Origin of the sequence: Citrobacter sp. MGH105 (genome assembly GCF_001037485.2) — a bacterium.
GTDB classification, from domain to species: Bacteria; Pseudomonadota; Gammaproteobacteria; order Enterobacterales; family Enterobacteriaceae; genus Citrobacter; species Citrobacter portucalensis.
Genome location: NZ_CP073048.1, coordinates 844,299 through 870,170, shown reverse-complemented (window position 1 = coordinate 870,170; position 25,872 = coordinate 844,299). Strand labels below are relative to the sequence as shown.

General features: G+C 53.2%; 26 protein-coding genes and 1 pseudogene. 15 read left to right on the top strand and 12 right to left on the bottom strand.

Annotation, left to right across the window (positions count from 1 at the left end):
- Positions 1-47: 47 nt before the first annotated feature.
- From pgk to tkt, 3 genes are all read right to left on the bottom strand, one after another.
- A complete protein-coding gene (pgk, locus tag SK35_RS04190) occupies positions 48-1,211 on the bottom strand; it encodes a phosphoglycerate kinase (RefSeq protein WP_003027032.1) in 1,164 nt (387 codons plus the stop codon).
- A 39-nt stretch (positions 1,212-1,250) separates the two neighbouring features.
- Positions 1,251-2,279: an erythrose-4-phosphate dehydrogenase gene (gene epd, locus SK35_RS04185; RefSeq protein ID WP_008785759.1), complete on the bottom strand. Its 1,029-nt coding sequence runs from the start codon at positions 2,277-2,279 to the stop codon at positions 1,251-1,253.
- A 492-nt stretch (positions 2,280-2,771) separates the two neighbouring features.
- Positions 2,772-4,763: a transketolase gene (gene tkt / locus SK35_RS04180; RefSeq protein WP_048215577.1), complete on the bottom strand. Its 1,992-nt coding sequence runs from the start codon at positions 4,761-4,763 to the stop codon at positions 2,772-2,774.
- A 279-nt stretch (positions 4,764-5,042) separates the two neighbouring features.
- Here tkt and SK35_RS04175 point away from each other — a divergent pair, with 279 nt between their 5' ends.
- The gene (locus SK35_RS04175) at positions 5,043-5,801 is read left to right on the top strand and encodes a M48 family metallopeptidase (RefSeq protein ID WP_003825452.1); all 759 of its coding nucleotides are present in this window, start codon (positions 5,043-5,045) and stop codon (positions 5,799-5,801) included.
- Positions 5,802-5,900: 99 nt separating this feature from the next.
- Here the strand turns inward: SK35_RS04175 and speB are convergent, their stop codons facing one another.
- The 4 genes and pseudogenes from speB to SK35_RS27045 form a co-directional block, all read right to left on the bottom strand.
- Complete coding sequence (gene speB, locus SK35_RS04170) at positions 5,901-6,821, bottom strand: agmatinase (protein WP_048215576.1); 921 nt, start codon at positions 6,819-6,821, stop codon at positions 5,901-5,903.
- A gap of 207 nt (positions 6,822-7,028) precedes the next feature.
- Positions 7,029-9,005 (bottom strand): biosynthetic arginine decarboxylase, encoded by a 1,977-nt coding sequence (gene speA / locus SK35_RS04165; RefSeq protein ID WP_075551233.1) that lies wholly within the window; start codon positions 9,003-9,005, stop codon positions 7,029-7,031.
- Positions 8,998-9,144, bottom strand: coding sequence for an acid stress response protein YqgB (gene yqgB, locus SK35_RS04160; protein WP_071692618.1), 147 nt, complete (start codon positions 9,142-9,144; stop codon positions 8,998-9,000). Before yqgB ends, speA begins: the two co-directional genes overlap by 8 nt.
- 258 nt (positions 9,145-9,402) lie before the next feature.
- Positions 9,403-9,504, bottom strand: a pseudogene (locus SK35_RS27045) (hypothetical protein); the annotation flags it as partial.
- Positions 9,505-9,922: 418 nt separating this feature from the next.
- Between SK35_RS27045 and metK the strand changes: the two are divergent.
- The 8 genes from metK to ruvX all read left to right on the top strand — a co-directional run bounded on the left by metK (position 9,923) and on the right by ruvX (position 17,175).
- Complete coding sequence (gene metK, locus SK35_RS04150; RefSeq protein WP_020996311.1) at positions 9,923-11,077, top strand: methionine adenosyltransferase; 1,155 nt, start codon at positions 9,923-9,925, stop codon at positions 11,075-11,077.
- Positions 11,078-11,475: 398 nt separating this feature from the next.
- A complete protein-coding gene (gene galP, locus SK35_RS04145) occupies positions 11,476-12,870 on the top strand; it encodes a galactose/proton symporter (RefSeq protein ID WP_008785766.1) in 1,395 nt (464 codons plus the stop codon).
- Positions 12,871-12,946: 76 nt separating this feature from the next.
- Positions 12,947-13,444 (top strand): SprT family zinc-dependent metalloprotease, encoded by a 498-nt coding sequence (locus SK35_RS04140; RefSeq protein ID WP_003825440.1) that lies wholly within the window; start codon positions 12,947-12,949, stop codon positions 13,442-13,444.
- 94 nt (positions 13,445-13,538) lie between these two features.
- On the top strand, positions 13,539-14,246 hold the full coding sequence (gene endA / locus SK35_RS04135; protein WP_008785767.1) for a deoxyribonuclease I: 708 nt from the start codon (positions 13,539-13,541) through the stop codon (positions 14,244-14,246).
- 74 nt (positions 14,247-14,320) lie between these two features.
- On the top strand, positions 14,321-15,052 hold the full coding sequence (gene rsmE / locus SK35_RS04130) for a 16S rRNA (uracil(1498)-N(3))-methyltransferase (RefSeq protein ID WP_008785768.1): 732 nt from the start codon (positions 14,321-14,323) through the stop codon (positions 15,050-15,052).
- Positions 15,053-15,071: 19 nt separating this feature from the next.
- Positions 15,072-16,019: a glutathione synthase gene (gene gshB / locus SK35_RS04125; protein ID WP_048215574.1), complete on the top strand. Its 948-nt coding sequence runs from the start codon at positions 15,072-15,074 to the stop codon at positions 16,017-16,019.
- A 176-nt stretch (positions 16,020-16,195) separates the two neighbouring features.
- Positions 16,196-16,759, top strand: coding sequence for a YqgE/AlgH family protein (locus SK35_RS04120; RefSeq protein ID WP_003027086.1), 564 nt, complete (start codon positions 16,196-16,198; stop codon positions 16,757-16,759).
- Positions 16,759-17,175: a Holliday junction resolvase RuvX gene (gene ruvX, locus SK35_RS04115; protein ID WP_003825428.1), complete on the top strand. Its 417-nt coding sequence runs from the start codon at positions 16,759-16,761 to the stop codon at positions 17,173-17,175. Before SK35_RS04120 ends, ruvX begins: the two co-directional genes overlap by 1 nt.
- Here the strand turns inward: ruvX and SK35_RS04110 are convergent.
- The gene (locus tag SK35_RS04110) at positions 17,172-18,152 is read right to left on the bottom strand and encodes a type IV pilus twitching motility protein PilT (protein WP_048215573.1); all 981 of its coding nucleotides are present in this window, start codon (positions 18,150-18,152) and stop codon (positions 17,172-17,174) included. The genes ruvX and SK35_RS04110 overlap by 4 nt on opposite strands.
- A 17-nt stretch (positions 18,153-18,169) precedes the next feature.
- On the opposite strand from SK35_RS04110, the gene SK35_RS04105 reads away from it, so the two are divergent.
- The 5 genes from SK35_RS04105 to hemW are packed head-to-tail and all read left to right on the top strand — an operon-like array spanning position 18,170 to position 21,476.
- Positions 18,170-18,874, top strand: coding sequence for a YggS family pyridoxal phosphate-dependent enzyme (locus SK35_RS04105; RefSeq protein ID WP_048215572.1), 705 nt, complete (start codon positions 18,170-18,172; stop codon positions 18,872-18,874).
- An 18-nt stretch (positions 18,875-18,892) separates the two neighbouring features.
- The gene (locus SK35_RS04100; RefSeq protein ID WP_003825417.1) at positions 18,893-19,459 is read left to right on the top strand and encodes a YggT family protein; all 567 of its coding nucleotides are present in this window, start codon (positions 18,893-18,895) and stop codon (positions 19,457-19,459) included.
- On the top strand, positions 19,456-19,746 hold the full coding sequence (yggU, locus tag SK35_RS04095; RefSeq protein WP_003027101.1) for a DUF167 family protein YggU: 291 nt from the start codon (positions 19,456-19,458) through the stop codon (positions 19,744-19,746). Before SK35_RS04100 ends, yggU begins: the two co-directional genes overlap by 4 nt.
- 7 nt (positions 19,747-19,753) lie before the next feature.
- The gene (locus tag SK35_RS04090; protein WP_003825414.1) at positions 19,754-20,347 is read left to right on the top strand and encodes an XTP/dITP diphosphatase; all 594 of its coding nucleotides are present in this window, start codon (positions 19,754-19,756) and stop codon (positions 20,345-20,347) included.
- Entirely contained in the window at positions 20,340-21,476 is a 1,137-nt protein-coding gene (hemW, locus tag SK35_RS04085; protein WP_003825412.1) for a radical SAM family heme chaperone HemW, read from the top strand. Before SK35_RS04090 ends, hemW begins: the two co-directional genes overlap by 8 nt.
- 114 nt (positions 21,477-21,590) lie before the next feature.
- Here hemW and ansB read toward each other — a convergent pair whose 3' ends face one another.
- The 4 genes from ansB to trmB form a co-directional block, all read right to left on the bottom strand.
- A complete protein-coding gene (gene ansB / locus SK35_RS04080) occupies positions 21,591-22,637 on the bottom strand; it encodes an L-asparaginase 2 (protein WP_003027108.1) in 1,047 nt (348 codons plus the stop codon).
- A gap of 188 nt (positions 22,638-22,825) precedes the next feature.
- Positions 22,826-23,545, bottom strand: coding sequence for a DUF2884 domain-containing protein (locus tag SK35_RS04075; protein WP_003825409.1), 720 nt, complete (start codon positions 23,543-23,545; stop codon positions 22,826-22,828).
- Positions 23,546-23,594: 49 nt separating this feature from the next.
- Entirely contained in the window at positions 23,595-23,921 is a 327-nt protein-coding gene (locus SK35_RS04070; RefSeq protein WP_003027115.1) for a YggL family protein, read from the bottom strand.
- Complete coding sequence (gene trmB, locus SK35_RS04065) at positions 23,921-24,640, bottom strand: tRNA (guanosine(46)-N7)-methyltransferase TrmB (protein ID WP_003825406.1); 720 nt, start codon at positions 24,638-24,640, stop codon at positions 23,921-23,923. Before trmB ends, SK35_RS04070 begins: the two co-directional genes overlap by 1 nt.
- A gap of 160 nt (positions 24,641-24,800) precedes the next feature.
- Between trmB and mutY the strand changes: the two genes are divergently transcribed.
- The gene (gene mutY, locus SK35_RS04060) at positions 24,801-25,853 is read left to right on the top strand and encodes an A/G-specific adenine glycosylase (protein ID WP_048216390.1); all 1,053 of its coding nucleotides are present in this window, start codon (positions 24,801-24,803) and stop codon (positions 25,851-25,853) included.
- Positions 25,854-25,872 lie beyond the last annotated feature (19 nt).

Genomic DNA, 25,872 nt, shown 5'->3' with positions numbered 1-25,872 from the left:
TCTAAAGCGCGCTAATAATTGGGCAGGTTTCCCTGCCCATTAAATGCTTACTTTTTAGCGCGCTCTTCGAGCATCGCTACTGCTGGCAATACTTTACCTTCCACGAATTCGAGGAAAGCGCCGCCGCCAGTGGAGATGTAGGAGATTTTGTCAGCAATGCCGAACAGGTCGATTGCTGCCAGGGTGTCACCGCCGCCTGCGATAGAGAACGCTTCGCTGTCTGCGATAGCGTTAGCAACGATTTCAGTACCTTTGCGGAAGTTCGGGAATTCGAACACGCCAACCGGGCCGTTCCACAGAATGGTTTTCGCATTTTTCAGGATGTCAGCCAGCTGCTGTGCAGAAGCGTCGCCGATGTCCAGGATCTGCTCGTCTTCTTTCACATCGCTTACGGACTTCAGAGTAGCCGGTGCAGTTTCAGAGAATTCAGTCGCTACGCGAACGTCAGTCGGGACCGGGATGTCGCAAGTGGTCAGCAGACGCTTAGCTTCGTCAACCAGGTCAGCTTCGTACAGGGATTTACCCACGTTGTGGCCTTGAGCGGCAACGAAGGTGTTCGCGATACCACCGCCAACGATCAGCTGGTCAGCGATTTTTGACAGAGAATCCAGAACGGTCAGTTTGGTGGAAACTTTAGAACCGCCAACGATAGCAACCATCGGACGAGCAGGTTCTTTCAGTGCTTTACCCAGCGCATCCAGCTCAGCAGCCAGCAGCGGGCCTGCGCAAGCTACATCAGCGAATTTACCGATACCGTGAGTAGAAGCCTGTGCACGGTGAGCTGTACCGAAAGCATCCATTACGAATACGTCGCACAGCGCAGCATATTTTTTGGACAGTGCTTCGTCGTCTTTCTTCTCGCCTTTGTTGAAGCGAACGTTTTCCAGAACCACCAGTTCACCGGCAGCGACTTCAACGCCGTCCAGGTAATCTTTTACCAGGCGAACCGGAGCAGACAGTTTGTCTTTCAGGTAGTTAACAACCGGCAGCAGAGAGAATTCTTCGTTGTACTCGCCTTCGGTAGGACGACCCAGGTGGGAAGTTACCATCACTTTCGCACCCTGTTTCAGGGCCAGTTCGATGGTCGGCAGAGAAGCACGGATACGCGCATCGCTGGTTACTTTCCCTTCTTTAACTGGTACGTTCAGGTCCGCACGGATAAAAACGCGTTTACCAGCCAGATCCAGATCGGTCATCTTAATTACAGACATGGTGAATCCTCTCGTTGATTCATAAAGTTTTGTCGACGCTCAAGCGTCGAGCCTGAAACCAATAGCAGCCATCGCTAACGTAGTGTCGAGCATACGGTTAGCAAAGCCCCATTCATTATCACACCAGACCAGCGTTTTGATCAGGTGAGCGCCACTCACACGCGTTTGCGTACCATCAACGATGGCACTGTGCGGGTCGTGGTTAAAATCTACAGAGACCAACGGTAATTCCGTATAGTCAACTATACCATGAAATGCACCTTGTGCTGCTTTTTGCAGCAACTGGTTGACTTCACTGGCTTTTACTGGTTTTTTCACCGTCACGCTTAAGTCGATCGCCGTCACATTTATGGTTGGTACACGCACCGCTATCGCTTCAAAACGATCGTTAAACTGCGGAAAAATTCGCGTGATGCCCGCCGCCAGTTTGGTATCAACCGGAATAATCGACTGGCTGGCCGCTCGCGTGCGACGCAGGTCAGGATGATAAGCATCAATAACCTGCTGATCGTGCATCGCGGAGTGGATCGTGGTGACGGTACCAGACTCAATGCCGTAAGCATCATCCAGCAATTTAATGACGGGTATTATGCAATTCGTGGTGCAGGAAGCGTTGGAAACGATCCGGTGCTCAGCGCGCAGCTGATCCTGATTAACGCCATACACAACGGTTGCGTCGATGTCGTGACTACCAGGATGTGAAAAGAGCACTTTTTTTGCACCAGCGGCAATATGCGCCTCGCCGTGTTCGCGATTGCCGAAGACCCCCGTACAATCCAGCACGATGTCGACACCCAGTTCGCGCCATGGAAGTGCATCGAGTGTTCGCTCATGCAGAATGCGGATAGCGTCATCGCCAACGATGAGCTGGTCACGTTCCTGACGAACATCCCAGGCAAAACGTCCATGGCTGGTGTCATATTTCAACAAATGCGCCATGCCTGCAGCATCCGCAAGTTCGTTGATTGCCACCACGGTGATTTCCGCCCGACGCCCGGATTCATACAAAGCACGAACCACGTTGCGTCCGATGCGACCGAAACCATTAATCGCTACGCGTACGGTCATAGGTCTCCTGCAAGGATTTCTCAGAAACGATGTGGCAGACAGAGTAATGCAGCAAATCGCTCAGGGAAACCTTACCTGTCGCAAACTGCGACTAATTGGTTAATTGTCGAACATTTAATCGACTGAAACGCTTCAGCTAGAATAAGCGAAACGAGGAATAAAAGGAATGATTGTCCAGCAACAGAACACAGTTATCTGACTTGCGTCACATTTTAACGCCATTCAACGCTAAATTTATTCCATATTCCAGAATGACGAATAACCGTAGCAAAATTATTTCATTGTCGTGTTACACACCCTGATTTAAATCAGAAAGCCCCCTAACCTGCATCTAATCACCAGCGCGAGGTCCGAGTCCCGGAGCCCTTCAATGATGCCGCAGACGGTCTGGATAGCAGACTGAACCGTGCGATTGCGCAACGCGCGGCGCGTTCCGGAAAAGCAAAAAAAAAACGGGCCGCCTGAGCGACCCGTTTTCACCTGTAATCGAAATTACAGCAGTTCTTTTGCTTTCGCGACAACGTTGTCTACGGTGAAGCCGAACTCTTCAAACAGCAGCTCTGCCGGAGCAGACTCACCAAAGGTGGTCATACCGACGATTGCGCCGTTCAGGCCCACGTATTTGAACCAGTAGTCCGCGATACCTGCTTCCACTGCAACGCGAGCGGAAACCGCTTTCGGCAGCACAGACTCACGGTAAGCGGCATCCTGTTTGTCGAACGCGTCGGTAGACGGCATGGAAACCACGCGAGCCTTCACGCCTTCGGCAGTCAGTTTGTCCCACGCAGCCACAGCCAGCTCAACTTCAGAACCAGTTGCGATGAAGATCAGTTCCGGCTGACCGTCGCAGTCTTTCAGCACGTAACCACCGCGAGCGATGTTTGCCAGTTGCTCTTCGGTACGCTCCTGCTGTGCCAGGTTCTGGCGGGAGAGGATCAGCGCGGTCGGGCCGTCCTGACGCTCAACACCGTATTTCCACGCAACGGCGGATTCAACCTGGTCACACGGACGCCATGTGCTCATGTTCGGGGTCACACGCAGAGAAGCAACCTGCTCTACCGGCTGGTGAGTCGGGCCGTCTTCGCCCAGACCGATGGAGTCGTGGGTGTAGACCATGACCTGACGCTGTTTCATCAGCGCAGCCATACGCACCGCGTTACGGGCATATTCCACAAACATCAGGAAGGTGGAGGTGTACGGCAGGAAACCACCGTGCAGGGAGATACCGTTCGCGATAGCGGTCATACCGAATTCACGCACACCGTAATGGATGTAGTTACCGGCAGTATCTTCGTTAATCGCTTTCGAACCAGACCACAGCGTCAGGTTCGACGGTGCCAGGTCAGCGGAGCCGCCGAGGAATTCAGGCAGCAGAGGACCGAAGGCTTCAATCGCGTTCTGAGAAGCTTTACGGCTGGCGATTTTCGCCGGATTAGCCTGCAGCTTAGCAATGAACTCGTTCGCTTTTGCGTCGAAGTCAGACGGCATTTCACCTTTCATACGACGGGTGAATTCAGCCGCTTCCTGCGGGAAGGCTTTCGCATAAGCAGCGAACTTCTCGTTCCATGCAGCTTCTTTTGCCTGGCCTGCTTCTTTCGCATCCCACTGCGCGTAGATTTCAGACGGGATTTCGAACGGCGCGTATTTCCAGCCCAGCTGTTCACGGGTCAGTGCGATTTCTGCATCGCCCAGCGGTGCACCGTGAGAGTCGTGAGTACCCGCTTTGTTCGGAGAACCGAAACCGATGATGGTTTTGCACATCAGCAGGGACGGTTTGTCGGTCACTGCGCGTGCTTCTTCTACTGCACGTTTAATGGCGTCAGCATCGTGGCCATCAACGCCACGAACCACATGCCAGCCGTAAGCTTCAAAACGCTTCGCGGTGTCATCGGTGAACCAGCCTTCAACGTGGCCATCGATAGAGATGCCGTTGTCATCGTAGAACGCAACCAGTTTACCCAGCTTCAGCGTACCGGCCAGGGAACATACCTCGTGAGAGATACCTTCCATCATGCAGCCGTCGCCCATGAAAGCATAGGTGAAGTGGTCAACGATGTCGTGACCTGGACGGTTAAACTGCGCCGCCAGCGTTTTTTCAGCGATAGCCATACCCACTGCATTCGCAATGCCCTGACCCAGAGGACCTGTAGTGGTTTCAACACCGGCGGTGTAACCCACTTCCGGGTGACCCGGAGTTTTGGAGTGCAGCTGACGGAAGTTCTGCAGCTCGGACATCGGCAGATCGTAGCCGGTGAGGTGCAGCAGGCTATAAATCAGCATGGAGCCGTGACCGTTGGACAGCACGAAGCGGTCACGGTCAGCCCAGGACGGGTTAGTCGGGTTGTGGTTCAGGAAATCACGCCACAGGACTTCGGCAATGTCAGCCATACCCATCGGGGCACCCGGGTGACCGGATTTGGCTTTCTGTACTGCGTCCATGCTCAGCGCACGAATAGCATTGGCAAGCTCTTTACGTGAGGACATTTTGACTCCAGATCGGATAATGAAGGCTGAGCCCTTAACGACTTGACGACAGCGCGTTTTGGGCTACGCCGGAAAAAAGTGCCAACAATGTAACCCAAGCCGCGTGTCATGTACATGGAGCATCCTTTTGCCGCTTCAGAAATCTCTGGATCATGCGCGCAAGTTGCGCAATCTTCTCGCCCGCGTATTGTTCTTTTCTTTATACTTAGGCCGAGCGTCGGTTCACCTGCAAACGACGTAATTTTTAGAATAATCCTGACTTTGTGCGGAAGAGAAAAAATGAAAATTCGCGCTTTACTGCTTGCTACGAGCATGGCTGCGGCATTGACCGGCTGCCAGAACATGGACTCCAACGGACTGCTTTCTTCTGGCGCGGAGGCTTTTCAGGCCTACAGTCTGAGCGATGCTCAGGTAAAAGCGCTGAGCGATCAGGCCTGTAAAGATATGGACAGCAAGGCTACTATCGCTCCGGCCAGCAGCGAGTACGCAACGCGTCTTGGCAAAATCGCCGCCGCGCTTGGCGATAACATAAACGGCCAGCCGGTGAACTACAAAGTCTATATGGCGAAAGATGTGAATGCCTTTGCCATGGCAAACGGCTGTATCCGCGTGTACAGCGGCCTGATGGATATGATGACCGACAACGAAGTCGAAGCGGTGATCGGCCATGAAATGGGCCACGTCGCGCTGGGCCACGTGAAAAAAGGCATGCAGGTTGCGCTGGGTACAAACGCCGTACGTGCAGCGGCGGCGTCAGCTGGCGGCATTGTCGGCAGCCTGTCACAGTCGCAATTGGGCGATCTTGGCGAGAAACTGGTGAACTCGCAGTTCTCCCAGCGTCAGGAATCCGAGGCGGATGATTACTCGTATGATTTGTTGCGCAAACGCGGGATCAATCCGGCAGGTTTAGCCACCAGCTTTGAGAAACTGGCCAAACTGGAAGCTGGACGTCAAAGCTCAATGTTTGACGATCACCCGGCATCCGCAGAACGTGCGCAACATATTCGCGATCGCATGAGCGCCGACGGGATCAAATAACCGTTAATCGTGCCGGATGCGGCGTGAACGCCTTATCCGGCCTACAAACATCAACCAGCTGTAGGCCGGATAAGCGTTAGCGCCATCCGGCAAAACAACTTACTCGCCTTTTTTCGCTGCCTGGATGTACAGCATTTCCAGAGCCAGCGTAGCCGCCGCCAGCGCGGTGATCTCTGACTGATCGTAGGCCGGAGCCACTTCAACGACGTCCATCCCGACGATGTTCAGATCTTTCATACCACGTACCAGCTTGATCGCGCGGTCGGAAGTCAGACCGCCAATCACTGGCGTACCGGTACCCGGCGCAAACGCTGGATCCAGACAGTCGATATCAAAGGTCAGATACACCGGCATATCACCGACAATCTGCTTAACCTGGGCGATGATGTCATCTACGCCGCGATCGTTCACCTGGCAGGCATCCAGCACGGTAAAGCCGTTATCTTTGTCGAACTCGGTACGGATACCAATCTGCACTGAGTGATTCGGATCGATCAGACCTTCGTTCGGCGCAGTGTAGAACATGGTGCCGTGGTCGAATTCACAGCCGTTAGCGTAGGTGTCGGTGTGGGCATCAAAGTGCACCAGCGCCATTTTACCAAAATGCTTAGCGTGCGCGCGCAGCAGCGGCAGCGTGACGAAGTGGTCGCCGCCGAAGGAGAGCATGCGCTTACCGGCAGAAAGCAGCTTCTCAGCATGAGCCTGCAGTTTTTCACTCATTTCACGCGCATCACCGAAGGCATAGACCAGATCGCCGCAGTCCACCACGTTCAGGCGCTCGCGCATATCGAAGTTCCACGGGAAGCGGTTATGCTCCCACGCCAGGTTAGTGGACACCTGACGGATCGCCGCCGGACCATGACGCCCGCCCGCGCGGCCAGACGTTGCCATATCAAACGGTACACCGGTGATCACCCAGTCGGCGTCGCTGTCGTACGGCATGAAGTTCATCGGCAGACGTAAAAAACCAAAGGCGTTAGAAACCAGGGAGTTGTCGTATTGATGACCTAAGGTGCTCATGTACTGACCTCTTTAAAAATCGATGAAAAAAAATCCCCTCCGCGTCGTTAAGCCCGACGAGGAAGGGATTGATTTGGTAGCTGCATATTTACGGCAAATTATCGCCGTTATTTTGTACGGATTCAAGTAAGTGCCACAAATGCGGCTTCGCCTTATCCGGCCTACTTCCGTAGGCCCGGTAAGCGTAGCGCCAGCAGGCATTTATCGTTACTCATCTTCCAGATAAGTATAACCGTACAGACCGGCCTCAAACTCTTCGAGAAACTGTTGCTGCAGCTCAGTATCCAGATCGGTCTTTTTCACCTGGTCACGGAACTGCGTCAGCAGGGTGTTCGGATCCAACTGCACGTACTGCAGCATATCCGCCACGGTATCCCCTTCGTCGGACAATTCCACTTCTACGCTGCCGTCAGGGAAGACGAACACGTCAACCGCTTCGGTATCACCAAACAGGTTGTGCATGTTGCCGAGGATCTCCTGGTACGCCCCCACCATAAAGAAGCCCAGCATCGGCGGGTTCTCCGGGTCATATTCCGGCATCGGCATCGTGGTCGCGATGCCATCACCGTCAACGTAGTGGTCGATAGCACCATCAGAGTCGCAGGTGATATCCAACAGCACCGCTCGGCGTTCAGGCACCTGGTTCAACCCTTCCAGCGGCATTACCGGGAACAGCTGATCGATCCCCCACGCATCCGGCATCGACTGGAACAGCGAGAAGTTGACGTAAATCTTATCCGCCATTCGCTCCTGCAGCTCGTCGATAATCGGACGGTGCGCACGGTTGCTCGGGTCGAGTTGTTTTTGCACTTCATGGCACATGTTCAGATAAAGCTGCTCAGCCCACGCGCGCTCTTGCAGGCTAAAGGTACCTGAAGAGTAACCAACGTGAATATCGTGCAGATCCATTTGGCTGTCGTGCAGCCATTCACGCAGTGAACGACGGGTTCCCGGTTCATGCATTTCTTGCCAGGTTTCCCACATGCTTTGCAAAGCACGCGGCGCATCATCAGCCGGAGGCGTTGCTTCTGTGTGTTCGCTACGCTCAACGCCGATAATGTTTGATACCAGCACGGTATGGTGCGCGGTCACCGCGCGGCCAGACTCGGTGATTACCGTCGGATGCGGCAGACCGTGTTCTTCGCAGGCGTCGCCAATAGCCCAGATGATGTTGTTGGCGTATTCGTTCAGGCCGTAGTTTACGGAACAGTCAGACTGCGAACGGGTACCTTCGTAATCCACGCCCAGACCACCGCCCACGTCGAAGCACTGGATATTGACGCCAAGCTTGTGCAGCTCAACGTAGAAACGCGCCGATTCACGTACGCCGGTGGCAATATCACGAATGTTCGCCATCTGCGAGCCAAGGTGGAAGTGCAGCAACTGAATGCTGTCCAGACGACCGCGCTCGCGCAGAATTTCGACCAGTTGCAGCACCTGGTTTGCCGCCAGGCCGAATTTCGATTTTTCCCCGCCGGAGGACTGCCACTTGCCAGAGCCCTGCGACGCCAGACGCGCACGCACGCCCAGACGCGGAACGACATTCAGGCGTTCAGCTTCATCCAGCACGATTGCAATTTCAGACATCTTCTCGATGACCAGATAGACCTTATGGCCCATCTTCTCGCCAATCAGCGCCAGACGGATATATTCGCGGTCTTTATAACCGTTACACACGATCACGCTACGGGTCATTCCGGCATGGGCCAGAACGGCCATCAGTTCAGCTTTGGAACCCGCTTCCAGTCCCAGCGGTTCGCCAGAGTGGATCAGCGATTCAATCACGCGGCGGTGCTGGTTGACCTTGATCGGGTAAACGAGGAAATAGTCACCGTTGTAACCGTAAGATTCACGGGCACGTTTAAACGCGGCGTTAATCGAACGCAGACGGTGTTGCAGGATCTGCGGGAAGCAGAACAATGCAGGCAAACGCTGGCCCTGCGCTTCACGGGCTTTCACCAACTCAGCAAGGTCAACGCGCGCTTCGGGTACGTCCGGATCCGGGCACACGCTAATGTGACCCAGTTCATTGACGTCGTAGTAGTTATTACCCCACCAGGCAATATTGTAAGTACGCAGCATCTTGCTGGCTTCCTGGGAACTCATTGCAACCTCCTGCATGGAGCGTAGTACACCGTGTTCGCCTGCTGACGAAGGCGAACCCAAAGAAATGTCGTCAGACATAGCGAACCTCAATTTTATTAACAAGTGTAAAACAGTTGACTACTATCGCAATCCGAAGACGCGATAACAACCCAAATACAGGCAGAATTTGCAGCAGATAGTGCTGACGCTCCGACTGTGCGACCGGTTTCTTTTTCATATCAATGTAAACACGTAACCGAACTTAATGCTGACGGTTCGGCGAAACCACGAGAAAACTCTTGTTTACCAAGAGCGCCCTTGTTCAGTTCTTAGTGACCGTTACCGGCTCTTGAGTCCTGAGATACGCCGAGATGGGTATACACTTCATCCTTCATGCAGCCTCTTTGTTGGCTACGCTCATTCGCCCCAGTCACGTACTACTCGTACGTTCAGGGGACTCATTCACTTGCCGCCTCGACGCAGCATAAATGATTTTGTGTATATAACATCGACAGGTATGCAAAGCAGAGATGCAGATTGCGGGGGACATATGTACACCAGAACGGTGCGACAGATTCTGCAGAATACAACGGTTCATTATCTCGTATCACCTCCACGGTTGCTCCTTACGGAACGAACCCACAAACCAAAGCTAAAGTTTTAACCCGGCTGGAAGTGGCAACACGATGAAAACGTCGTGTGCTTTTGTATGAGCCGCGCGCCGCGTTTTATACCGACAACAGTACGAAAATGCAAAAGATAAATATGCACATTGCCAGCACCGTCAGGAAAAATTTCCAGTTACATTTTCAGTACAATGCGACCTCAATCAAAAAAAGCTGGAAATCAGGCGAAGAACTGTCCTAAAATAGCCGTCCAGATGTTAATCCATCTATACCGATTAACACTCAGACTGCCAGTGTCCGTCATATGCAGACTCATGGTAGAATCTTCTACACATGACTATTCCACTCGACAGTTTGAGCTAACCAAATTCTCCTTAGGTGAAATTAAATATGGCAAAACACCTTTTTACGTCCGAGTCCGTATCAGAAGGGCATCCTGACAAAATCGCTGACCAAATCTCTGATGCTGTGCTGGATGCAATCCTGGAACAGGATCCAAAAGCACGCGTTGCCTGCGAAACCTACGTCAAAACCGGTATGGTTTTAGTTGGCGGTGAGATCACCACCAGCGCATGGGTTGATATCGAAGAGATCACCCGTAACACGGTTCGCGAAATTGGCTATGTGCATTCCGACATGGGCTTTGACGCCAACTCTTGCGCGGTACTGAGCGCGATTGGTAAACAGTCTCCGGACATCAACCAGGGTGTTGACCGTGCCGATCCGCTGGAACAGGGCGCAGGCGACCAGGGCCTGATGTTTGGTTATGCAACCAACGAAACCGACGTGCTGATGCCAGCACCTATTACCTATGCTCACCGTCTGGTGCAGCGTCAGGCTGAAGTGCGTAAAAACGGCACCTTATCCTGGCTGCGTCCGGATGCCAAAAGCCAGGTAACCTTCCAGTATGACGACGGCAAAATCGTCGGTATTGATGCGGTTGTTCTGTCTACTCAGCACTCTGAAGATATCGACCAGAAATCGCTGCAAGAAGCCGTTATGGAAGAGATCATCAAGCCGGTACTGCCGACTGAATGGCTGACCGCTTCGACCAAATTCTTCATCAACCCAACTGGTCGTTTCGTTATCGGCGGCCCGATGGGCGACTGCGGTCTGACCGGTCGTAAAATCATCGTTGATACCTACGGCGGCATGGCGCGTCACGGCGGCGGTGCATTCTCTGGTAAAGATCCGTCTAAAGTTGACCGTTCCGCAGCCTATGCAGCCCGTTACGTAGCGAAAAACATCGTTGCCGCAGGCCTGGCTGACCGTTGTGAGATTCAGGTTTCCTACGCAATCGGCGTGGCAGAACCGACATCTATCATGGTGGAAACGTTCGGTACTGAAAAAGTGCCTTCAGAGCAGCTGACCCTTTTGGTGCGTGAGTTCTTCGACTTGCGCCCGTATGGCCTGATTCAGATGCTGGATCTGCTGCACCCGATTTACAAAGAAACCGCTGCTTACGGTCACTTTGGTCGCGAACATTTCCCATGGGAAAAAACCGACAAAGCACAGTTGCTGCGCGACGCTGCCGGTCTGAAGTAATTTAAACCAGACTTAACGCTTATGAAGACCAGCCTCGCGCTGGTCTTTTTTTATACCTATTTCCTCTCCCACATCCATCACCAAACCGCGCTGATTACTATTGCTTTAAATGAAAATGAAAGCGATTACATCACACCATATTTCCCTCTACCTTGAATTAACATCTCTTAGCCAGCACACTTGCATCACTGTTACATTATCTTTCATCATTGTCTTAAATTCAGACGACAAACATTATTTAATCCCAATAAATAATGTTAACTTTCAATGAATTAACTAATAATCCGCATGAATGATAGTGTAAGCGATTACACTAATGTGATGTGATTCGCATTTTTTTACCCCGTACTCACCTACCCTTAACATCAACAAAACTAGCTACCCAACCGGAGGGCATCATGCCTGACAATAAAAAAACGGGGCGTTCCAACAAAGCCATGACATTTTTTGTCTGCTTTCTGGCAGCCCTGGCTGGATTACTTTTTGGGCTGGATATCGGTGTTATTGCCGGTGCTTTACCGTTCATCACCGACGAGTTTCAAATTACCCCGCACACTCAGGAATGGGTGGTGAGTTCCATGATGTTTGGTGCGGCGGTAGGTGCTGTCGGCAGCGGTTGGCTCTCCTTCAAACTGGGACGCAAAAAAAGCCTGATGATCGGTGCGATCTTGTTTGTTGCGGGTTCACTGTTCTCCGCCGCTGCGCCAAACGTTGAAGTCCTGCTGGTTTCCCGCGTGCTGCTCGGCCTGGCTGTAGGTGTTGCGTCTTATACCGCGCCGCTGTACCTGTCCGAAATTGCCCCGGAAAAGATTCGTGGCAGCATGATCTCCATGTATCAGCTGATGATCACCATCGGTATTTTGGGCGCGTATCTTTCCGATACAGCGTTTAGCTACAGCGGCGCATGGCGCTGGATGCTGGGTGTAATCATCATCCCTGCCCTGCTGCTGCTGGTTGGCGTTATCTTCCTGCCGGACAGCCCACGTTGGTTTGCAGCTAAACGTCGTTTTGTTGATGCCGAACGCGTCCTGTTGCGTCTGCGTGACACCAGCGCAGAAGCCAAACGCGAGCTGGATGAAATCCGTGAAAGCCTGCAGGTAAAGCAGAGTGGCTGGGCGTTGTTTAAAGAAAACAGCAACTTCCGTCGCGCAGTATTCCTTGGCGTTCTGTTACAGGTGATGCAGCAGTTCACCGGGATGAACGTCATCATGTATTACGCACCGAAAATCTTTGAGCTGGCGGGCTACACCAACACCACCGAGCAGATGTGGGGGACTGTTATCGTCGGTCTGACCAACGTGCTGGCAACCTTTATCGCCATTGGCCTGGTTGACCGTTGGGGCCGCAAGCCTACGCTGATCCTTGGCTTTATCGTGATGGCTGTTGGTATGGGCGTGCTGGGTACAATGATGCACGTGGGTATTCACTCGGCATCCGCACAATACTTCGCAGTACTGATGCTGCTGATGTTTATCGTTGGCTTTGCCATGAGCGCCGGTCCGCTGATTTGGGTACTGTGCTCTGAAATCCAGCCGCTGAAAGGCCGCGATTTCGGCATCACCTGCTCTACTGCAACCAACTGGATTGCCAACATGATCGTCGGCGCAACCTTCCTGACGATGCTGAACTCACTGGGCAGCGCCAACACCTTCTGGGTATACGGCGGCCTGAACGTACTGTTCATCTTCCTGACTCTGTGGCTGATCCCTGAAACTAAAAACGTCTCTCTGGAACACATTGAGCGTAACCTGATGAAAGGTCGTAAACTGCGCGAAATTGGCGCACACGACTAATCACCAAAGGCTTCCTCCCCTGCGGAGGAAGCCTTCCTCTTGCAGTCCCTTCCCTGTCGCACTATCCTCTGGCGTTATGAAAACCTCCCGTCTCCCTATCGCCATCCAGCAAGCCGTTATGCGTAGCCTGCGGGAAAAACTCGCCCAGGCCAATCTCAAGCTCGAACGCCAATACCCGGAGCCAAAGCTGGTTTACCAACAGCGCGGCACCGCCGCGGGCACTGCGTGGCTACAAACCTATGAAATTCGCCTTAATCCCGTCCTGCTGATGGAAAACGTCGACGCATTCATTAATGAAGTGGTACCCCATGAACTGGCGCATTTACTGGTGTGGAAGCACTTTGGGCGCGTGCCGCCACACGGGAAAGAGTGGAAATGGATGATGGAAAGCGTTCTGGGCGTACCGGCCCGGCGCACGCATCAGTTTGAACTGCAATCGGTGCAGCGCAAGACCTTTACTTACCGCTGTAAGTGTCAGGAGCACCAACTGACCGTCCGCCGCCATAACCGCGTTGTGCGCGGTGAGGCCACCTACCGCTGTGTTCACTGCGGCGAACCACTGGTTGCAGAATAATCTTCAGAATTATCAGGAACTTTTCTGACCTAACTGATTGCATACTGGAATAACTTTCGCTACGTTGCGGGCTCGTTTTGACACGGAGTTTGTGATGTACCGTCATTTTTCTTTTGCTGCGGCCCTGTTAGCCGCTGCGTTTTCAGGCCCGGTTTTAGCCGAAGGCATCAACAGTTTTTCTCAGGCAAAAGCAGCAGGCGTCAAGGTTAACGCCGATGCGCCGGGCGATTTCTACTGCGGTTGTAAAATTAACTGGCAAGGCAAAAAAGGGGTCGTTGACCTCGAATCCTGCGGCTATAAAGTGCGAAAAAATGAAAACCGCGCCAGTCGAATTGAATGGGAACACGTTGTCCCCGCCTGGCAATTTGGTCATCAGCGTCAGTGCTGGCAGGACGGAGGGCGTAAAAACTGCGCCAAAGATCCGGTCTATCGCAAAATGGAAAGCGACATGCATAACCTGCAACCTGCTGTGGGTGAGGTAAATGGCGATCGCGCTAACTTCATGTACAGCCAGTGGAACGGTGGCGAGGGTCAGTATGGGCAATGCGCCATGAAGGTCGACTTCAAAGAGAAAGTTGCCGAGCCGCCAGCCCGCGCTCGCGGTGCCATTGCTCGTACCTATTTTTACATGCGCGACCAGTACGATCTAACGCTCTCCCGCCAGCAAACTCAGCTTTTTAACGCCTGGAATAAGCAATATCCGGTCACCGACTGGGAGTGTGAGCGCGACGAACGCATTGCAAAGGTACAGGGGAACCATAACCCATATGTGCAACGCGCTTGCCAGGCGCAAAAGAGCTAACCTACACTAGCGTCAATATTTTTAACCATGCCCTGGCCTTTCGCAGCCCAGGGCCATGACGCGGATGTTTAACTATGCGCATTCCTCGCATTTATCACCCTGAGCCAATCACTTCCGGCAGCCAAATTTCACTGTGTGAAGATGCAGCCAACCATATCGGCCGCGTGCTGCGTATGGGACCGGGCCAGGCGCTACAGCTGTTTGATGGCAGCAATCAGGTATTCGACGCTGAAATCACCCACGCCAGTAAAAAAAGCGTGGACGTGAAGGTACTTAACGCTGAACTAGACGATCGTGAGTCGCCGTTGCACATCCACCTGGGTCAGGTGATGTCGCGTGGTGAAAAAATGGAATTTACTATCCAGAAATCGATCGAACTGGGTGTAAGCCTCATTACGCCACTTTTTTCTGAGCGCTGCGGCGTTAAACTGGACAGTGAACGCCTGAACAAGAAGCTCCAGCAGTGGCAGAAAATCGCCATTGCCGCCTGCGAACAGTGCGGTCGTAACCGGGTGCCCGAAATTCGCCCGGCAATGGATTTGGAAGCATGGTGCGCGGAACAGGACGAAGGTCTGAAACTGAACCTGCATCCGCGCGCCAGCGCCAGCATCAATACGCTGCCGCTGCCGGTGGAACGCATCCGCTTGCTGATTGGCCCGGAAGGCGGGTTGTCGGCAGATGAAATTGCCATGACCGCACGTTATCAGTTTACTGATATTCTGTTAGGACCTCGCGTTCTGCGTACTGAGACAACCGCGCTCACCGCCATTACTGCGCTACAGGTGCGTTTTGGCGATCTGGGCTAAGGCATAAACGGAGAAGAAAATGATCAAGCTCGGCATCGTGATGGATCCCATCGCAAGCATCAACATCAAGAAAGATTCCAGCTTCGCTATGCTGCTGGAAGCGCAACGTCGCGGTTACGAAATTCATTATATGGAGATGGCCGATCTTTATCTGATCAACGGTGAAGCCCGCGCCCATACGCGTACCCTGAGCGTAGAGCAGAACTACGACAAATGGTATGAGTTCAAGAGCGAGCAGGATCTCCCGCTGGCAGACCTGGACGTTATTCTGATGCGTAAGGATCCGCCATTTGATACCGAGTTCATCTACGCAACCTATATTCTGGAACGTGCAGAAGAAAAAGGGACGCTGATCGTCAACAAACCGCAGAGCCTGCGCGACTGCAACGAAAAGCTGTTCACCGCATGGTTTGCCGACCTGACGCCGGAAACGCTGGTCACGCGTAACAAAGCGCAGCTGAAAGCCTTCTGGCAAAAACACAGCGACATCATTCTCAAACCGCTGGATGGTATGGGCGGCGCATCTATTTTCCGTGTGAAGGAAGGCGACCCGAACCTTGGCGTCATTGCTGAAACGCTGACCGAGCACGGTACCCGCTACTGCATGGCGCAGAACTATCTGCCAGCAATTAAAGATGGCGATAAACGCGTCCTGGTGGTCGATGGCGAACCCGTTCCTTATTGCCTGGCGCGTATTCCGCAGGGCGGCGAAACCCGTGGCAACCTGGCCGCTGGCGGTCGTGGCGAGCCGCGTCCATTGACCGACAGCGACTGGGAAATTGCACGTCGCATTGGGCCAACGCTGAAAGCGAAAGGTTTGATTTTTGTCGGTCTGGATATCATTGGCGATCGCCTGACGGAAATTAACGTTACCAGCCCAACCTGTATTCGTGAAATTGAAGCGGAGTTCCCGGTTTCGATTACCGGTATGCTGATGGATGCCATTGAGGTGCGTTTGCAGAAATAAATACGTTGCCGGATAGCGACGCCATCGCGTCTCATCCGGCCTGGAATTGCACCCCGCAGGCCGGATTAGGCGAAGCCGTCATCCGGCAATGCTATCTTCAGAGGGTGACATCTTCGAGCTTTGCCCACATACTGGGCTCTGTTGCTTTTTTGAACCAGGAAACAGAACCTCTGACAATGAATTTACAGCATCACTTTCTGATTGCCATGCCTGCTCTCCAGGATCCGATTTTCCGCCGTTCCGTGGTGTACATCTGTGAACATAATGAGAACGGAGCAATGGGGATTATCGTTAATAAGCCTCTGGAAAACTTACAAATTGAAGGGATTCTGGAAAAGCTGAAGATTACCCCAGAAGAACGCGATCCGGCCATACGTCTGGATAAACCAGTGATGCTCGGCGGCCCGCTGGCGGAAGACCGTGGATTTATTCTCCACACTCCACCGTCACGCTTTGCCTCCAGTATTCGCATCTCAGATAACACCATCATCACAACCTCCCGCGATGTACTAGAAACCCTGGGTACGCAGGAGCAACCGTCCGAAGTGCTGGTTGCGCTGGGTTATTCATCATGGGAAAAAGGTCAACTGGAACAAGAGCTACTGGATAACGCCTGGCTCACGGCGCCCGCAGACCTCAACATCTTATTCAAAACGCCGATTGCCGACCGCTGGCGCGATGCGGCGAAGCTTATCGGGATAGATATTCAGACCATGCCTGGCGTGGCGGGACATGCCTGATGAGCGGAACATTACTCTCTTTTGATTTTGGTACGAAAAGTATTGGTGTTGCTGTTGGTCAGCGCATTACCGGTACGGCGAGACCGTTGCCCGCCATTAAAGCGCAGGACGGTACGCCAGACTGGAGTTTGATTGAACGCCTGCTGAAAGAATGGCAGCCGGATGAAATCATTGTCGGCCTACCACTCAACATGGATGGCACAGAACAGCCCCTTACCGCGCGCGCGCGTAAGTTCGCTAACCGTATTCACGGTCGCTTTGGCGTAACCGTAACGCTGCACGATGAACGCTTGAGCACCGTCGAGGCCCGCTCCGGCCTGTTCGAACAAGGCGGATACCGGGCGTTGAATAAAGGCAAAGTGGACTCCGCTTCTGCCGTTATTATTCTCGAAAGCTATTTCGAGCAGGGCTACTAAAGCCGACCCTGCGCCTGGCGCTGCTGCTGGCTCTGCGTAAACGTCTGCATACCTGTCTGCTGCCCGGTTTGAATTACGCCGGGTAGCTGATGCGTTTTCCCTTCACGAATCAAATTGCCCACGGCTGGCGTGTTGACGAGCAGCTCAAATAGCGCCACGCGTCCTCCCAACTTATCTTCCTCCAGCTTTTGCGAAAGTACCGCCCGTAGGCTGTCTGCCAGCTGATTACGCACCGGATCTTTCTCCTGTGCGGGAAAGGTATCCACCAGCCGCGCGATGGCCTGCGCCGCCCCTCGCGTATGTAACGTTGCCAGCACCAGATGCCCGGTTTCCGCTGCCGTTAATGCCAGACGAATGGTTTCCGCGTCGCGCAGCTCGCCCAGCAAAATGACGTCGGGATCTTCGCGCAGCGCGCCGCGCAAACCGGCGGCGAAAGAAGCGCAGTGTACGCCCACCTCCCGTTGGTGAATAAGACAACGCTGGCTGGTGTAGCGATATTCAATCGGGTCTTCCAGCGTCAGAATATGCCCCGCAACATGCTGATTCAGGTACTCTACCATCGCCGCCAGAGTCGTTGATTTACCGCTACCGGTAGCGCCTGTCACCAGAATTAACCCATTTTCACTGCGCAGCAGTTCAGGTATGACGTCAGGGGTCTGGAGATCGTCTAAACGTGGGCAATCAAGCGGGAGCAATCTTAGCGCCAGCGAGGTTCCCTGTTGATGAGCAAAAGCACTGGCGCGCAGCCGCCGGGAACCTGCCAGCGCAATAGCAAAATCAATCTGCCCCTGTTCCTGCCACTGTACCTGTTGTTGCTCACTGAGCCAGCACATCAGCAGATTCTCCACGTCAGGCGTAGTAAAGGGTGCGATTTCGACTTTTCCACGTATGCGCCAGCGCGCAGGCCATGCATTGCACAGGTGTAGATCCGACACGTTATGCTTTACACTAAGGGCCACTATTTCTTCCATATTCATATGAACATCCTCGGAAAATGAACGATATCGCGCATAACCTGGCACATGTCCGGGACAAAATCTCAGCCGCCGCGACGCGTTGCGGGCGGTCTTCAGAAGAAGTTACGTTGCTTGCAGTCAGTAAAACCAAACCTGCGAGCGCCATCGAAGAAGCCATTACCGCCGGGCAGCGTGCCTTCGGTGAAAACTATGTGCAGGAAGGGGTGGATAAAATCCGCTACTTCCAGGAAAAAGGCGTCAACGATCTGCAGTGGCACTTTATCGGCCCGCTGCAGTCCAACAAAAGTCGTCTGGTCGCTGAGCACTTTGACTGGTGCCATACGATCGACCGTCTGCGTATCGCTGCCCGTCTGAGCGAACAGCGCCCGGCGGAACTGCCGCCGCTCAATGTACTGATCCAAATTAATATCAGCGATGAGAACAGTAAGTCAGGAATTTCGCTGGCAGAGCTTGATGCACTAGCCGCTGAAGTCGCTGCACTGCCGCGCATTACCCTGCGTGGTCTGATGGCGATTCCGGCTCCAGAGTCAGATTATGTAAGGCAGTTTGAAGTTGCACAGCAAATGGCGGTAGCATTTGCCGGGTTGAAAACACGCTACCCAGGCATCGACACTCTCTCACTGGGAATGTCTGATGATATGGATGCCGCCATCGCGGCGGGTAGCACGATGGTGCGCATTGGCACTGCCATTTTTGGTGCTCGTGATTACACTAAAAAATAAGGAAAACTAAGGAACACCATGAATACGTTGACCTTCCTGCTCTCAACGGTAATTGAGCTGTATACCATGGCGCTGCTGCTGCGCGTGTGGATGCAATGGTCTCGCTGCGATTTTTACAACCCGTTCTCGCAGTTTATAGTGAAAATCACTCAGCCCATCATTGGGCCGTTACGCCGCATTATTCCCCCGATGGGGCCGATCGACAGCGCATCGGCATTAGTTGCGCTCGTTCTCAGCTTTATCAAAGCAATCGTGCTGTTTAAGGTGGTCACGTTCCAGCCGATCATCTGGATCGCCGCCGTACTGATTGTCCTGAAGACTATCGGGCTGCTGATTTTCTGGGTGCTGCTGGTGATGGCAATTATGAGCTGGGTCAGCCAGGGCCGCAGTCCTGTAGAGTACGTGCTGATTCAACTGGCAGATCCGCTGCTGCGTCCTATCCGTCGCATACTTCCAGGCATGGGCGGGATCGATTTCTCCCCAATGATTCTGGTTCTGCTGCTCTACGTTATTAACATGGGCATCGCGGAAGTGTTGCAGGCGACAGGCAACATGCTGCTGCCGGGGCTGTGGATGGCGCTATGAGTGCCGTTACACCCTGCGACGACGGTCTGGTTTTACGGCTCTACATTCAGCCTAAAGCCAGCCGTGACAGTATTGTGGGTTTACATGGCGACGAAGTTAAAGTCGCCATTACCGCCCCGCCAGTAGATGGCCAGGCCAATAGCCATCTGGTGAAGTTTCTCGGCAAACAGTTCCGTGTGGCAAAAAGCCAGGTCGTCATTGAGAAGGGCGAGCTTGGTCGTCACAAACAGGTTAAAATCATTCATCCGCAACAGATCCCGCCCGAAATTGCGGCGTTAACTGATTAGGTATCCCATGCAAAAAGTTGTCCTCGCGACCGGCAATGCCGGTAAAGTGCGTGAACTCGCCTCTCTTCTGAGTGATTTCGGTCTTGATGTTGTTGCCCAAACGGAACTGGGTGTTGATTCTGCAGACGAGACCGGGCTGACGTTTATTGAGAACGCCATTCTGAAGGCGCGTCATGCCGCGCAAATTACCGGCTTACCGGCCATTGCTGATGACTCAGGTCTGGCAGTAAATGCCCTTGGCGGCGCGCCGGGTATCTATTCAGCCCGCTATTCCGGCGAAGATGCGACCGATCAGCAGAACCTGGAAAAACTGCTTCACACCCTGCAGGATATTCCTGATGACAAGCGCCAGGCGCAGTTCCACTGCGTGCTGGTGTATATGCGCCATGCAGACGATCCAACGCCTGTTGTGTGCCACGGAAGCTGGCCGGGCGTGATTACCCGTGAACCTGCCGGAAACGGTGGTTTTGGCTACGACCCGATCTTCTTTGTGCCGTCTGAAGGGAAAACCGCAGCCGAACTGACCCGTGAAGAAAAGAGTGCAATTTCTCACCGCGGCCAGGCGCTGAAGCTGCTGCTGGATGCCCTGCGTAATGGTTAAGCTTCCGCCGCTAAGTCTTTATATTCACATCCCGTGGTGCGTGCAGAAATGCCCGTACTGCGACTTCAACTCGCATGCGCTAAAGGGCGAAGTCCCTCATGACGACTATGTGCAGCATCTGCTGAGCGATCTGGATACTGAGGTGGCCCATGCCCAGGGACGTGAAGTAAAGACGATTTTTATCGGTGGTGGCACGCCGAGCCTGCTTTCTGGCCCGGCGATGCAAACGCTGCTCGACGGCGTGCGAGCACGGCTGAATCTGGCCGAAGATGCAGAAATCACGATGGAGGCGAATCCCGGGACGGTGGAAGCCGATCGCTTTGTGGATTATCAACGCGCTGGCGTCAACCGTATTTCGATTGGCGTACAGAGCTTTAGCTCCGCCAAACTCGAACGTCTGGGACGTATTCACGGGCCGGAAGAAGCCAAACGAGCAGCACACCTGGCGAGCGGTCTGGGGCTACGCAGCTTTAACCTCGACCTGATGCATGGTTTACCGGATCAGACGCTGGAAGAGGCGCTGGGTGATTTACAGCAGGCCATCGCGCTCAACCCACCGCATCTTTCCTGGTATCAGTTGACCATCGAACCCAACACGCTGTTCGGTTCCCGACCGCCGGTTTTACCGGACGATGACGCACTGTGGGATATTTTTGAGCAAGGCCACCAGCTACTGACCGCCGCGGGATATCAGCAGTACGAAACCTCAGCCTACGCCAGACCGGGTTATCAGTGTCAGCACAACCTTAACTACTGGCGTTTTGGCGACTATCTTGGCATTGGCTGCGGCGCACACGGTAAGATCACATTCCCTGACGGACGAATCCTGCGCACCACCAAAACACGGCATCCGCGTGGGTATATGCAAGGGCGTTATCTCGAAAGCCAGCGCGATGTCGCCGAAGCCGATAAGCCGTTCGAGTTCTTCATGAATCGTTTCCGGCTGCTGGAAGCCGCGCCTCGCGCGGAGTTTACGCAATATACCGGTCTTACCGAAGACGTTATTCGTCGACAGATCGATGAGGCTATTTCCCAGGGCTACCTGAGTGAATGCGATGAGTACTGGCAGATTACCCAACACGGTAAGCTGTTCTTGAATTCGCTGCTGGAGCTGTTTCTGGCGGAGTGATGGCTGGTGAACGTAGACCTGATAAGCGTAGCGCCATCAGGAAAATTGCCGGATGGCGGCTGCGTCTTATCCGGCCTACAGGGTTAGGGCGGTAAGCGCAGCCACCTTCATCGATTAATACTGATTAAACATTTCCTGGATCTGCTTAGGATCCTTGGTTTGAGTCAGCGCAAGCTGCAGCAGAACACGTGCTTTTTGCGGGTTCAGGGAACCTGAAGCCACAAATCCGTATTTTGCATCATCAACTTCTGCATCCTGTGTAGTGGCGCCCGTTGGTACACGGGATGAACGCACTACAACGGTACCTTTATGCGCGGCGGTTGCCAGCGTATCGAAAATGGTTTTATACAGGTTACCGTTACCTACACCCGCACTGACGATCCCGGCGTAACCCGCATCCACCAGCGCTTTTGCCGGCAGATCAGAGGCGTTAGCGTAGTTATAAACAATTCCAACTTTCGGCAGCTCGGTCAGCTTAGACACATCGAACGGAGTAGACGTGGTGTGCTTACGCGCAGGCGTACGCTGGTAGTCGATTTTACCGTTATGGATGTAACCCAACGGGCCGTAGTTAACGGATTTGAAGGTAGCGACGTCGGTAGTGTTGGTTTTAGTCACGTCACGACCATCCATAACGGTGTCGTTCATCACCACCAGCACTCCGCGGTTGGCAGAGGCTTTGTCTGCGGCAGTTACTACTGCGTTATACAGGTTAAACGGGCCATCAGCGCTCATACCCGTAGACGGACGCATTGCGCCGACCAGCACCACCGGTTTGTTACACTTGACGGTCAGGTCGAGGAAATAGGCGGTTTCTTCCATGGTATCCGTACCATGTGTTACCACGAAGCCGTCGGTTTTATCACACTCGGTATTAATCTTTTTCGCCAGCGTTAACCAGACTTCGTCATTCATATCCTGGGAGCCGATATTCACCACCTGCTCGCCTTTAACGACAGCGATATCTTTCAATTGAGGTACGGCCTCAACCAGATTTTCTACGCCAACCTTGCCTGCCGTGTAGTTAGATTTTGTCGCGGAATCACCGCCGCCGGCAATCGTCCCACCGGTCGCTAAAATGGTGATGTTTGGCAGTGCAAGCGCCGCGCCGCTGAAACCCATAACCAGTGCGGCAAGTGCCGTTTTCTTGAAAAACTCCATGTTATTTCTCCAGTTACTTGAATTTGCAGCATTATGTCTATCCTACAGATGAATAATGTGACGAGTTCCAATTAACCAGATTTATATCTCCACCAAATTGCCGTTCTTAGAGATGGATATCAAAAAAACAGAAATATACAAAATAAAACGGCACAGAATGTTTCTGTGCCGTTAATAAGAGGTGAAGATTATTTCAGAGTGCTAACCAGCGTTTTACGATCGTTTTCCAGCGTCACAACGCGGGAACAGACATCTTTGCCAAACTGCTGGAAGTCTTGTTCCTGATTCTTCCATTCGTTCTGAATTGAGGTCTGCAAACCACCGAGGCTTCCGAGTACGCCCTGCAGTGGATTACCACCGCCTTTGAGCACGGCTTTCGCCCCCATTTCGTTGATGCTGTCCTGCAAAATGCCGCCCATCGCCTGATTAACCAGCTGTTGTCCGTCCGCGCGGACCTGATCAATCGCCTTATAATGGAAAGTCAGGCCATCAGTTCGATGCTCGATGATGCGGTTCATCTGCTCTTTCAATTGCGCATCCAGCTTGGTTAAGCGGCCACGCATGTTGCTGCTTTCACCGACCTCTTTGGCGATGATTTTGTCCAGCGCCACGCGACCTTTCTCTACGCGCGCTCTGGCACCTTCGTCGATCCACGGCAGGCTGCTACGCAACGCCGCCTGATAATCTTTGGCCTGCTCACGCTGTGCGGCATTCAGGTTGTACTGTTTACCGTTGAAGGTGACATCGCCAGCCTGGGTAATAACCAGGTCGCCATTCTCGCCCTTCACCTGCACCGTTTGTGGGCTCAAAATCACATCGTCACGCGGGGTGACGCTGCACTGGTAATCTGCATGTGCGGCCATCGCCGTGAACGTTAGGACTGCCGCCAGCAGCGTTTTGCGCATCATATCTTTCCCTCAATACAAATCGGGCCGGCATTTGCCGACCCTGTGCTACTTAGTCCCACCAAATATCGAAAAGTTCGCTGGTACGCACTTCTTCGAGTTTGTGCTCTTCCAGCCACTTACGCACGATTGCCTGGTGTTCTTCGGTGCATTTGCCGATTTCCTGCAGACAGATCAGACCTTCCCAGGCCAGATAGCCGCTGCCGTCAAAAGCCAGCTTGTTCGGTTCGATGACTTCATTGATAAAGTCATCAACGATTTGATCGACCTGCTCTCCAGATGTACCTTCCGGGAAACGCCATGCAACCGAAAATCCTACTTCCTGGAATTCTTCGATGTGCATCTTTTTACGCAGACGACGGCTACGGTTCTTTGCCATTATTTCACCCTCTCGAACATTAAGTCCCATACGCCGTGGCCAAGACGATGACCACGTTGTTCAAATTTGGTTACCGGGCGCGATTCCGGGCGCGGTACATAATCGTTACTCTCTGACTGGTTTTTATACCCGTCAATCGAGGACATCACTTCAAGCATGTGCTCCGCATACGCTTCCCAGTCGGTCGCCATATGGAACACGCCGCCCAGCTTCAGCTTACTTAAGATATGCTCAGCAAACGGTACCTGAACGATACGGCGTTTATTATGACGTGCTTTATGCCACGGGTCAGGGAAAAACAGCTGAACCATAGATAAAGAATTGTCAGGAATCATTTTATGCAGGACTTCAACAGCATCATGGCACATGACGCGCAGGTTCTCGACACCCTCTTCATGGGCTGAAGCCAGACACGCACCAACGCCAGGTGAGTGAACCTCAATGCCGAGGAAATTCTGTTCCGGACGCGCTTTCGCCATTGCAACCAGCGACGCTCCCATACCAAAACCGATTTCCAGCGTGACTGGCGCGTCACGGCCAAACAGTTCTGCGAAATCTACAGGCTCTTCGCTGAACTCAACGCCCATCACCGGCCAGTAGTTTTCCAGCGCGTGTTCCTGCCCTTTCGTCAGTCGCCCCTGGCGACGAACAAAACTACGAATCCGGCGCAGAGGGCGGCCGTTTTCATCAAATTCCGGTGAAATGACGTCGTTCTTCATAAAAGTTTAGTCTGCTGTGTTTGAGTTCTGAAAACGGGCATTATCCAAAGTTAGTTGCCGGATGCAAGTAAAGGAAGAAAGTGAGCAGCGGAAAGTTCCGGTTTACACCCCGTTGCCGCTGTGCTGCAATCTTGCCCCCGGCAATAATGAAACGGTAATCATGCAAGCGTCTCAATTTTCGGCTCAGGTTTTGAGCTGGTACGACAAATACGGGCGGAAAACGCTGCCCTGGCAAATTGACAAGACGCCTTACAAAGTATGGCTCTCTGAGGTAATGCTGCAACAAACTCAGGTTGCGACCGTTATCCCCTATTTTGAGCGCTTTATGGCGCGCTTCCCAACGGTAACGGATTTAGCCCATGCGCCGCTGGATGAAATTCTGCATTTGTGGACCGGGCTGGGTTATTACGCCCGTGCGCGAAATCTGCATAAAGCCGCGCAGCAGGTTGTGACGCTGCATAGCGGTATATTTCCGCAAACCTTTGATGAAGTAGCCGCCCTACCTGGCGTCGGACGTTCAACCGCAGGCGCGATCCTTTCTCTCTCTCTGGGTCAGCATTTTCCGATTCTCGACGGTAACGTCAAACGCGTGCTGGCTCGCTGTTATGCTGTAAGCGGCTGGCCGGGTAAAAAAGAGGTCGAAAAGAAGCTGTGGGAGCTGAGCGAGCAAGTTACGCCGGCCCAGGGTGTTGAGCGTTTTAATCAGGCGATGATGGATTTAGGCGCAATGGTCTGTACGCGCTCAAAACCTAAATGTTCCCTGTGTCCGTTGGAAAATGGCTGTGTGGCGAGCGCCAATGCAAGTTGGGCGCTGTATCCCGGTAAAAAGCCCAAACAGACGCTACCGGAACGAACGGGCTATTTTTTACTGATGCAGCATGATGACGAAGTGCTGCTTGCACAGCGACCGCCCAGCGGCTTATGGGGTGGTTTATACTGTTTTCCGCAGTTTGACGATGAAGATGGACTGCGCAACTGGCTGGCGCAACGACAAATTAACGCAGATAATCTGACCCAACTTAATGCGTTTCGCCATACCTTTAGCCATTTCCACTTAGATATTGTGCCTATGTGGCTTCCCGTGTCTTCATTCACCTCATGCATGGATGAAGGCAACGCGCTCTGGTATAACTTAGCGCAACCGCCGTCGGTCGGACTGGCGGCTCCCGTGGAGCGTTTGTTACAGCAATTACGTGCCGGTACACACGTTTAACGTACCGGACGATAAAGAG